The following is a 9977-nucleotide window of genomic DNA, read 5'->3' as shown; positions in this document are numbered from 1 at the left end:
CCACGAACAACGTGAAGTTGATATGCCTAGAGATAGTCGTGCGTTTCCCAATTCGAGTTCTACCCACCGCAGCTCCGATTCGGACTTTGAACCAGCTTTGCTCAAGCTATTCAGTCCTTACCACGCCCCGGCGCTAGAAGCGGAAACCTCCGCCGACTTCGCGGTCAGCAGCCTCACCACGGCCCCGAAGGTCAGCTTGAGTGTCTCCGACGCTCTACCACTCTTGATGCATGCCGCTCAATCCAACAAGGCTTGGGTCCATGATTTTGCAGAGGATACTCTGGAAGTCTCGCAAGATCTCTATGAAGTCCTGCTGGCCTACCGTCGTCACGCCAGTTTGAACCTGGCCGAGGCCTCTTAATCTCGAAACTCCACGGAACTTCATGCCGCGAGCTGATGAGCTGCATGCTGAGTCCGACCATCCATTGGTCGCACGTGATCTCAGCGAAACGTAAGGGGGCGAACATGCGGTCTACGCATGTTCACAGCGTTTCGCTGAGGTCGCGGGCGGCACATGCTCTACCTCGTCCCGGGCCTCGCCCCTTCTAATCCGGTAGACGCTCGAAGGCCAGCAAGTGATAGCGGAAATACTTGCGATACAGCCCGAGGACGATGGTATAAGCCGAGGCGGTCAGGTGCTTCCACTGCCATGGCGTGACCTTGCGCTGCCAAACGAGCTTGAAAAAGTGAATGAGCGACAGGTGAGCGGCATGCAAGGCAGATGGACCGAGTCGCCAACCGCACTCAAATTCTTCGACCAATTTCAGCCGTCCTTGCCCAGTCCATCCTCTACCCAGCTCGATTTCATGGAACATCGGCACCGCCCAATTATGGGCCACACCGCACACCACGTGTCGGAATAGCCGCGAGGTGCGATCCAAGGGGCGGGTCAGAAAGCCATCGGTCAACACGATCCTTCCTCCCGGTTTCAGAATTCTCGCCGCCTCCGCTAAGGCCACGTCGGGCGACGTGCTATGACAGAGGCTCTCCAGGTAGAAGACTCCATCGACCGATGCGTCAGGAAGTGGGATGGAGTGATAGTCCCCGCAATAGTAATGAACATTTTGATCAGCATGCCGCTGCTTCGCCTCGGCAACTTGGCCCGGCGAAATGGTCATCGCCTGGAATGCCAACTTGGGAAACTCCTGGCTGCCGAAACGCGAGACCGCTCCGACCCCGCACCCCAGATCCGCCACGCTGCCCGACTCAAGCTCGTCCAGTCGCAGGTGCCGAAAGATAAGGCGGTTCATCTCCTCCAGCATCGGTCGCCGCGCGAAGGGATTCATCCACGGTCGCCAGTAGCCGAAGTGCAAGTAGCCCTCCCGACTCCACGCATCGTAGTCCACGACGGTGTCGTTGTAGTAGTCGGAAATCTCCGCTCGATCTTGCTTATTCTCGGCGGGAGCAACTGAAGTCGAGTTGTCCATAGGCGGCGCTGTCCTCAAAGTGCTGCAAGCAAGATGGCACTGCAATCATCCAAAACGGAAGTATCAAGAAGTAAGATTGTGACAGAACGCACCTATCCCGCTAGATCCCCCTCGGCCCTGCAGCCCTCGCCTCAGACTTCGCGTTCGCACACCGCTTCGCTTCCCCGCAGTGATGATCAACAACTCAGGGATATCAACAACACGACAACCACAGTGCGGAGCGCATCCAGCGATGTTGCGGCACTACACTGCCCACCATGAACTCTGCGCCACGCTGCCCGCCCACTGCCCCACTGCCCCACTGCCCCACTACAGCGAGCGTCACAGCTTCATTGCAGCGGGCAGATTGGCATCCACCGCAGGCCATCGCGCACCAATCCATTGCTGCTCAAACAACATTCCCAGAAAACTGACCGATCCCCCTAGGCGCCAAGTAGGAGATCGGGTCTATTTATGTCGCGGGATGGAGCAGCCCGGTAGCTCGCGAGGCTCATAACCTCGAGGTCGTCAGTTCGAATCTGGCTCCCGCAACTTCAATTCGGCATGTTGGTTGAATCCGATCGCCGGGTTATCGAATACGCCGACGTTGGTCACCATGACTGGCGTCGGCTTTTTTCGTGCTTTACCGCTGTCTGGGCGAGGACTTACGTCATCGGGTCCGTCGGCAGAGACCTCTCGGAGTGTCTCTGGAAAAAAATATCGGGCTGCTGGCGAAACGCTCTCAGGGGCGATCTCCGCCAAAGGTCTCTCTTGTCTCTGTACTATTTGACCTCCAGGTTATGATGTCCCGGAGTGCTCTCCGAAGAATGTGGTCAACCTCCCCGACGACCACGTCATGGGACCAATGGTCGCCATCAGCAAAGGCACCAAAGAAGCTTGGCCGAAGCCTGGGTAACTGACGCTCGATAAAGTCACCGTCAACAATGGATTTTAGCGGGTTCAAATCGTGACCTAAGCTTCATCGACCTGCGGTCGTCGCCGCAGTAGATATGCGCCGAACGTCACGATCTTGAATCCAGCATGCGTAAATTCCGTAACATTGTTCTAATCCTCACCGGCGTCACGGCTGCCGTGTCGCTCTGTTGCCCGATGCTGGTCGTGTTTGGCTTCTTGGCACTCATTGTTCCAGGATTGGTCCTTATCACGGCTCCCACCGTGTTTGTTTATCTTGCGACCACGCTCAGTATTCAGCAAATGTTACCAACCAAGATCGGTTGGGCCGCGTTTCCGATCGCGATGTTTCTTGCACTCGGCCTGGGCTGGTTGGTGATGCAACCCATTCGCTTGTCAGCCATATCAGAGTTCCACGCGGAAGTCTCACCCGACGTTCTTCCCGGTGAACCAATCATCTTGAGCGGAAACGTGTACGTCGAGAACGGCGATCTCCATCGGTCACCCGAATGTGACTACCTGTGCACGACGCTTTTAAATTTACCGGGCGTGGAAAGTGTCACCATCGAACGCACCGGTCTGACTGGCCGCAAGCAAGATTCTTCTGCCGCGGCGTTCGCTTTGGTTCGCACCGGTGCGGATGCGGAACCAGGAGTGTTTCCAACGAACCCTGGTCATCTGATTCGCAAACATCCAGGGCTCGTGCGACAAGTGAAAGGCATTGAGTTGCTGAAGGTTGAGAAATCGCTCGAAGCCGATTGGGCGCTACGTCTTGCCGGTGGGGAGCGAATTGTTGAGGTGAAGCCAACAACCGCCGACGAAGCGGATTGGATCGTGCGTTTGGTCTCAACCCACAGTAAAGAAAGTCCACGAGTCCAACGAGTCGAGATTGCCCGCAGCGACAATGACGTTCAATTTCGCCGGAGTGAAGTTCGTCACTTTGTTCCTGGCAACCTCTTCTACTTCGGCTTTGATGTTCAATCGGGTATCGGAACGATCTCTAACGCATCGTTTGGTATCGGAGGAAGTGAGTGGAAGTCGTCGGACCAGCCAATCAACTTGGAACCGACGTTGTTGGAAGCCCTCGAGGTGCCGCTTCTCGCCGAGCTCGATGACACCCGCGAACGATTGCGTTTGGAAGTCCAGCGCGCGATCGAAGATCCCGACGCGAGTCCAGCGAGGCTGGAATTAGCGAGACGCTGGCTGTCGCTCTTTTTCTTCGACGCGCCGCAGGACGACCACAAATTGATCGCCCGCGTTGTCGGTGACCAGCGAGTGAAAGACATCGCCGGTCCGATCGAGAGCGTATTTTCCAAGGGCAAAACGCCAATCGAACTCAGCACCGCCTACGCACGACGGATTGCGTTCGATGATGCGACCGAAAAAGAACGATCGCTGTTGGCGAAAGACTTATCGTTAATGCCACCGGGCACCTTCGCCAAACCCGATCCAGCTCACCTCGCCATTTGGACAAGGCCCGAACTCTACGAACAGGCCGGGCTGTTTCTTTCAAGGCTTGCTGACCTCGATGCCGGGCGTGCAATGCCCCTTTTGAGCGACGCGCTCGATCACGTTTCGACCAAAGAGACCTGGAGCCAACGACGCGAGATGGTGGAAGGGATTCGAGACGCTTACGCGTCACTCGGGCCAGCCGCAAAACAGGATTCCGCGAAGATCAGCACTCTAATTTTGCAGCGTCCGTCACCGATCACGTCTGGCTTTAATGATGTGCAAGCGTGGCGATTGACTTTGGCAAGGATGGGAGTTTCCGTCGATGACTTGCCGTTCTTTCCCCACTCAAGCCAGCAGCAGATCAACCGAACCAAGACTCAAATCCGCGATCGGCTGCAACGCATTCAAGCCGAGATCTAACCGCAATCGCTCTGTGAAGTCACTCATTATGTCCCACGAGCAACTGAATCTTCCTGCGACCGATCCTTTCGCTCGCCATGCCAAAGAACATCCATTCGTCGCCTCAGTTGTATCGAGCGGATGGACCTGCTGTTTTGCACGCACGCGCCCCTGTCGCTGCTATTCGGAATTCCTTCAATCGCCATTCAAACCGATGCTGTGTGGGACAACTATCCACTCGGAAAGGGAGGTGACACTCCAGGACCATGGGAACGAAGTCGAATGAGCTGCATTTTTCTCGCGTTGTTCGGCATGTCTCTGGCAGAGTGCTGAACGCAGTCAGGCTGACTCTCGATCCTGCGGCAATTGTGATCACTGAGAAAGGCGTTCAAGGCTACCATGCATGGCTTCGTCGGTCATTCAAAAGGCGTGATGTTTCGTACGTACGCCGGTCAGGAAATCGTCTTCTGATCCATAAGCGAGCAACGTCCGAGCTGCTCCGAGAATGGAATCGCCACTCGCGATCAGGCGGACGCTACCACTGGTCGAAGCTGCTGGTCGTCGAACTTAACTGCGTCGCTCAAAGTGCCGACTCCATCTTCTCCGAGATCAATTGCCATTGGAAACGTTCGTAGTGCTCAACCTCGTTCAGCCACTGGGACCGCAAGTCAACAGCTTAGCCATCGAGGACGGAAAAGTCGAGCCGAAACAAAAGTGCGGCTTCGCTGCGACATATCAATTCGCAACTTAGGACGGAATTCGCGGTGAACCGAATTAGAACGAAGCATTGACTGCGGCTCTGAAATTTGCATTCATTCTCAACTGACTCGCGCCCGTATTTCGCGAATATCCGAGAAGTCTCCCCGCCTCCCCCGCTCCGGAACAAGTCTTTGTTTGTTGTTTCTCTTCAATGCTTTGCCAGCAACTGCTTGCGCCCGCTCGAGGGGGGGGGGGTGTTGGGAAGGCAGGACGCTCGCGAAATTGGCTGAGGTCGGTTAGCACGTTCTCGTTAATCAGAGGACGTTCTGTCTTTCTGCAACGGCCACTTTGATTTTGGTTAACCAACCTGAGAACTCCTCTACCAGCCTCACTTCAAACTTTTTCACCATGGACATCGATAGTCTGAGTTTGCCTTGCGATTCAAAAAGGGGGAATTACGGGACAAGGTGCTCGGCTTCGTTTCTTGGCCGGACAGGCAATGGTATTCGATCGGATAAGCGGTAGAGAAACACCAGTTCCATCATGGCTTGCCATCCAAGGGCGCAGGCGGCAGATTCGGCAGTTGCTTGGGATCGTACTTGGCCCCTTTGGATACTTGCACGATCGTCATGCGGACTTTGGTGGGAAAAAACTTTTCGTGGTCGGGGCGTTTGTGGGCGTGCCCCTGGCCGCCACTGTTATCTTTGATGACGAGATGCATTTCCTTGATGCCCTCTGTCCATACGATGTCATCGTGTTGCCAGAACTTCGTCATATCGATGTCTTTCTCGTATACCCCCACCTCCTTGTAGACATCGGTGCCAATGCAACCGTAGCCGTGATTCTGGCCTTTGTTCGGAATGTAACAAACGCTCCACGTGGTGGGTTCGCTGCCGGGCGGTTTCTCGATGACTTCGAGCCGCACGTGCACAGTGCCGTTGCGATAATCGACCGGAGCGGTCCAGTCCTCGGGCCGCTGGGCGTTTAGCTTTGCCCCTTTGACGTAGTAGTGTGACGGACTGGGCTTGGAGTTGTCGGCGTCGGCTTTGGTGAAAGTAAACGTGGTGTCGAAAAGCACGAACTGTTCGGCTTGGCTGGTCGACACACTGAGAAAGAGGTAAGCGAGTGTCAGGCTACCGGTAGAAAGCATTCTCATGGTGGTTCATCGTCCCAAATAGTGTGTGATTCGTAATCGTTTAAAAGCATTCCAGCAGTATGCGGCGGTACCGAGTGAGTGCCGGAGTACCGCTGTCCGTCACTTGCAAGATAACATGGAGCGACTTTCCGCGAGCCCTCGCCGGCACGTCAATGGTCGCTCGCGATTCCGTGCTCTCTTGCACTTGAACTTCACCGCGATCATTGCCTAAATTGAGATAGTCGAACCAACGCTACGTCAGCTTTTCGCCGTCTGGACCGGTCGTGCCACGAGCATCGAGCGCTGGCTTTCTCCCGGATGTCGCCTTGACTCGCAAAATACCTTGGGCGTTGTATAAAGCGAGCCTAGCGGACCTTGATTCTTCAGTGTATCACGCTGGACATCGAAGCCTCCCGCATGCTCGGTCAGCGGGCGGAATCGATGATACCAGAGATTACCGATATCGGGATAGCCGGTCTCGAAGTGCAGCGTTACGTAAGCTGCGTGACCTCGCCGCGTGCGTCCTGGGCCGTCCAGCGTAAAATTCGAAACGTTCGTACGAAGGCTTCCTATTCAGCGACGTTCGGCTCGCGAAGAACGGTCATGCTCAGTCGCAAATGGGTCAGGGAGTATCCTTCTGTGCGGGTTCAAGATTATCAGCCGTCGATAGTCGCGTACCCGGAATAGGCCGCTCCATCGTACCATCAGGCAGTTGCCAGCCTACGGCCAGACAATCATCGACCGTTGCTTCTACGTGCAAGGCTTCGATGTAATAGCGTTTGCCGGCCTGCAAACGAATGGGTTTCGACTTCTGCTCCGGGTACTTGTCCCAGACTCGCGACGGTGTCCAACGTTTCATCTGAATAATCTGAAACTTCTTCGCTGGATCTTCGGACGAACTCATCCACAACTCAGCATAGTCGTCCGCGGCCATGCAAAAAACATAGTCACCCGTTTGTGGCGGGTAAATGTAACCGCGTATTCGCGTACCAAAGGAATCTCCCCAGTTGACCGGAGACTCAAATCGAGTCAGCAATCCTGTGCCGGTAGGTTGGTTTGGAAAGTCCTTGTGCTTCGCCAGACTGGACAATCCCTGTTTGGGAAGCCCCAGCCAGAACTCGCGAGCAATCACACCGGTGGGAAGTCCGTTACGCTTTGCCTCCTCGTCTTCACTGCACAGGAATGCAACCAAGTCCTGTAACTTCTCTTTACCGAGCTTGTCAAAACTAGTCGGCATCAACGACACCGAACTGGCACGGATATCTTCGACTTCTGCGCGATTGATTTGATGCAGTTTCCCATTCGCATCCACCAGTGTGATCTGTTGCTGGTCCGCAGTCTGCAACAGTCCGGTCAACACTTCGCCTGAATCTGTCAGTAACGTGTAACTGACATACTCCGGATTGATCGCTACATTTGGTTCGACAATGTCACGCATAACCGCTTCCGGTGATCGACGCACGGAAACGGTAAGATCCGCGGCGACCTTGCCGCCATTCCCCGCGAACGTATGACAGTTTGCACAACTGGCTTCATTGCCGAAGAAAAGCTCTCGTCCCTTGACGGGATCGCCAACAACCAGCGCGTCTTCATCGTTGAGCGTTTCTTCATCGGGAGGCTGGATCGTCGGTGCCCAGGGAACAAACAGATGTTCCAGTCGCAAGGGACGCTCGTAGGGATCAAAGTCGGCGTGGTACGATGCGTCCAGCAGAAAGGCATTGCCGGTTGCACCCGTTTGAGCAACGATCTCCAGGGGCACTTCGTCACTGGGCAGGATTTGTTCGCGGCCTCCACGTGGATCACTTTGATGTTGCGGCTGTTTTGAATCCATCGTGAATTCAGCAACATGACGAGCCCTAGAAGCAATCGAATTGACGACTACGTCACCACACTTGATGGCAAACGCATGACTCGCTTCAAAGCGGAACGCAACGTGGTTTCCGGGAAGCAGAAGCTGCGATCGAAGCAAGAGCGATCCCGGTTGATGCAGCAACAGTTTGAGCCGGTCGTGTTCCGCAGAGCCCGCGGTCAACGCATCGATGACATTTGTATCGACGTGCGGTAGCCATCCAGTCCATGCTGGTCGCGAATCTCCTTCCCGCGTCCATTCGGCCTGGACTCCACTGAGATCAAAGGACATCTCCACGTCGCTTGGGCCCTTGCCACCATTTCCCGCGGCAGACGCTACTCCGGGAAGCAGCATGGCATAGCGTGTTCGCCAAGGCTGGCCAGCGGTCGTTAGCGTGACCGTGCGACCGTCGTCTGAGACCGCAAGACCACCGACTTTCAGCGACCGACGCAGACTACCTTTCTCCTGCTTGACGACATCGTAGCCGGGGAAGATCCACTCGTGCTGGTCGCCTTCCCAAACGAAGTCTCCCATTTCAATCTGCGCTGCTTGAAGTTGCTTAGGATCAACCGGGCGATCAAAAGCGACTTTGACCTCCAGCGGACTGGCCGACCACACAGTAACCGGTTGTGGTTGAGTCGCATCAAAACTGATTTTATAGAGATAGCCGTTGGCTGCTGGACCCGATCCCCAGTCTGGTTTGCCACCATGGCACGTCACCAGCAAATCACCCGAGGGCGAAATCGCAACATCGGTTGGCAGCGACTCCAACGCCGCAAACTGGATTTGCTTGCCGATGTAACCGGCACGCGACTTTGCCAAGGGTACTCGCCACAGTTTACCACGTGAGAAGCCGGTGACGATCGCGTCGCCTTCCCAGTACGCTGGGCCAAAAGGCTGGCGATGAGAACGCAATTCATTGAAGCGGAACCCGCAAGTGGATTGGTGTTGGGGCGAGAAATCGACAACGGCTGGCTCGTCGATCACGCTGGGCAGATACTTCGGATGGCGAAATGGAAAGCCATAATGCCGACCAGGAATGATCTGCAATAATTCGTCGCGAGGATTACCGCCGGGGAACCAGGTATCACCTTCCTGGTCCGTCGCAAACAGATCCCCGTGCTTGTTGAAGTCCATGCCGATCACAAATCGCAATCCGGTCGCGACGATTTCTCGCCGCTGACGATCGGCCGAAACTTTTAGAATCGTGCCTCGTTCGCTCCGCATGTCGTACTGCGATTGACCTTTGCTGTCGAGCAGCCACGCCTTATTGTACGACATGCATCCGAGGCTGAAGTACAAATTCCCATCGGCATCAACCGCGACGCCCGCCGCATCGTTACGAGTATCGCTGTTATGGGTTTCACTGTGCCAACCGGAGACCACCGCTTCGCTCGTGTCCGCGATTCCGTCGCCATCGGTATCACGCAGCAGCGCGACCTTGCCTCGTGCTGCGACATAGACTCCCTCCTTCGTCGCAAGGATTCCAACGGGAGTTAGCAAGTCACCTGGCTTGGACCAGAACACTTCTACCTTGTCTTCCAGTCCGTCACCGTCGGTGTCCGTCAACACGTGAACGCGACCGTCGTAGCCCGCCGCATAAAGACGACCGTCCGGACCATAGTCGACGCTGTCTACGTTCGTCAGAGTAATCGGCAGGGCCTTAATTGCCAAACCCGGCACCAAAGCCTTGACTTGCGGTGCGTCCGCAGCTTGTGCAGTGGAAAGCGACACCGCAATTGTTGCAGTGAACACGACATTTTTCATCGCGACAAAAGAATCATGCATCATGGCACTTTCGATGGCTGTAGTTCCGTAGGCGGCACATTTCTCGGAAGCGTCCGAATCGATGTTAAAACCTGAAAGATGTTTTTTCAGAAAGCAATATATGGCCGTCTGCATTTTCCCATTTACGCCGGTTACCGCCGACGGGGAGACCACCATGCATGAATCTAGTTTGTTGCATGAGCTTGGGCAAGTTTCGAACGCTCAAGTTCGCGAAGTGGTTCGCGAATTCTGGCGGGGCTCGATCGTGAAAATGGCCTGTGATGTAATGGCTGCCGAAGTGGCGGGAGTGGCCGAACTGTGCGGCCCCAAGCGATTTTCGGACCTATCGAGCTGGTAG

7 protein-coding genes, 1 tRNA gene and 1 pseudogene are annotated in these 9977 nt (G+C 55.3%); 4 read left to right on the top strand and 5 right to left on the bottom strand.

Going from position 1 to position 9977, the window contains the following annotated elements; all coding sequences use genetic code 11:
* Positions 1-22: 22 nt before the first annotated feature.
* Positions 23-361, top strand: a complete 339-nt coding sequence (locus tag Q31a_RS13720) for a hypothetical protein (protein ID WP_145078618.1) — start codon at positions 23-25, stop codon at positions 359-361.
* 184 nt (positions 362-545) lie between these two features.
* On the opposite strand, the gene Q31a_RS13715 is transcribed toward Q31a_RS13720, so the two are convergent.
* On the bottom strand, positions 546-1427 hold the full coding sequence (locus Q31a_RS13715; RefSeq protein ID WP_145078615.1) for a class I SAM-dependent methyltransferase: 882 nt from the start codon (positions 1425-1427) through the stop codon (positions 546-548).
* A 457-nt stretch (positions 1428-1884) separates the two neighbouring features.
* Here Q31a_RS13715 and Q31a_RS13710 point away from each other — a divergent pair.
* Positions 1885-1958 (top strand) — tRNA-Met (locus Q31a_RS13710).
* On the opposite strand, the gene Q31a_RS13705 is transcribed toward Q31a_RS13710, so the two are convergent.
* The gene (locus Q31a_RS13705; RefSeq protein ID WP_145078612.1) at positions 1935-2168 is read right to left on the bottom strand and encodes a hypothetical protein; all 234 of its coding nucleotides are present in this window, start codon (positions 2166-2168) and stop codon (positions 1935-1937) included. The genes Q31a_RS13710 and Q31a_RS13705 overlap by 24 nt on opposite strands.
* 279 nt (positions 2169-2447) lie before the next feature.
* Between Q31a_RS13705 and Q31a_RS13695 the strand changes: the two genes are divergently transcribed.
* Positions 2448-4190 (top strand): hypothetical protein, encoded by a 1743-nt coding sequence (locus Q31a_RS13695; RefSeq protein WP_145078609.1) that lies wholly within the window; start codon positions 2448-2450, stop codon positions 4188-4190.
* Between the two features lie 1219 nt (positions 4191-5409).
* Here Q31a_RS13695 and Q31a_RS13690 read toward each other — a convergent pair.
* The 3 genes and pseudogenes from Q31a_RS13690 to Q31a_RS13685 form a co-directional block, all read right to left on the bottom strand.
* Entirely contained in the window at positions 5410-6024 is a 615-nt protein-coding gene (locus tag Q31a_RS13690) for a hypothetical protein (RefSeq protein WP_145078606.1), read from the bottom strand.
* A 40-nt stretch (positions 6025-6064) separates the two neighbouring features.
* Positions 6065-6244 (bottom strand): annotated as a pseudogene (locus tag Q31a_RS31400) (nucleoside hydrolase-like domain-containing protein); the annotation flags it as partial.
* Between the two features lie 381 nt (positions 6245-6625).
* Entirely contained in the window at positions 6626-9796 is a 3171-nt protein-coding gene (locus tag Q31a_RS13685; protein WP_145078602.1) for a DUF7133 domain-containing protein, read from the bottom strand.
* Between Q31a_RS13685 and Q31a_RS13680 the strand changes: the two genes are divergently transcribed.
* A complete protein-coding gene (locus tag Q31a_RS13680) occupies positions 9795-9977 on the top strand; it encodes a hypothetical protein (protein WP_145078599.1) in 183 nt (60 codons plus the stop codon). The two genes, Q31a_RS13685 and Q31a_RS13680, sit on opposite strands and share 2 nt — an antisense overlap.

It is taken from the genome of Aureliella helgolandensis, from assembly GCF_007752135.1.
GTDB classification, from domain to species: domain Bacteria; phylum Planctomycetota; class Planctomycetia; order Pirellulales; family Pirellulaceae; genus Aureliella; species Aureliella helgolandensis.
This window is presented reverse-complemented; position numbering and strand designations above follow the sequence as displayed.

Excerpts from the sequence above, each read along its gene's own strand:
- Q31a_RS13720 (WP_145078618.1), top strand. The coding sequence starts at position 23 with ATGCCTAGAGATAGTCGTGCGTTTCCCAATTCGAGTTCTACCCACCGC.
- Q31a_RS13695 (WP_145078609.1), top strand. The coding sequence starts at position 2,448 with ATGCGTAAATTCCGTAACATTGTTCTAATCCTCACCGGCGTCACGGCT.
- Q31a_RS13690 (WP_145078606.1), bottom strand. The coding sequence starts at position 6,024 with ATGAGAATGCTTTCTACCGGTAGCCTGACACTCGCTTACCTCTTTCTC.
- Q31a_RS13680 (WP_145078599.1), top strand. The coding sequence starts at position 9,795 with ATGCATGAATCTAGTTTGTTGCATGAGCTTGGGCAAGTTTCGAACGCT.
- Q31a_RS13715 (WP_145078615.1), bottom strand. The coding sequence starts at position 1,427 with ATGGACAACTCGACTTCAGTTGCTCCCGCCGAGAATAAGCAAGATCGA.
- Q31a_RS13685 (WP_145078602.1), bottom strand. The coding sequence starts at position 9,796 with ATGGTGGTCTCCCCGTCGGCGGTAACCGGCGTAAATGGGAAAATGCAG.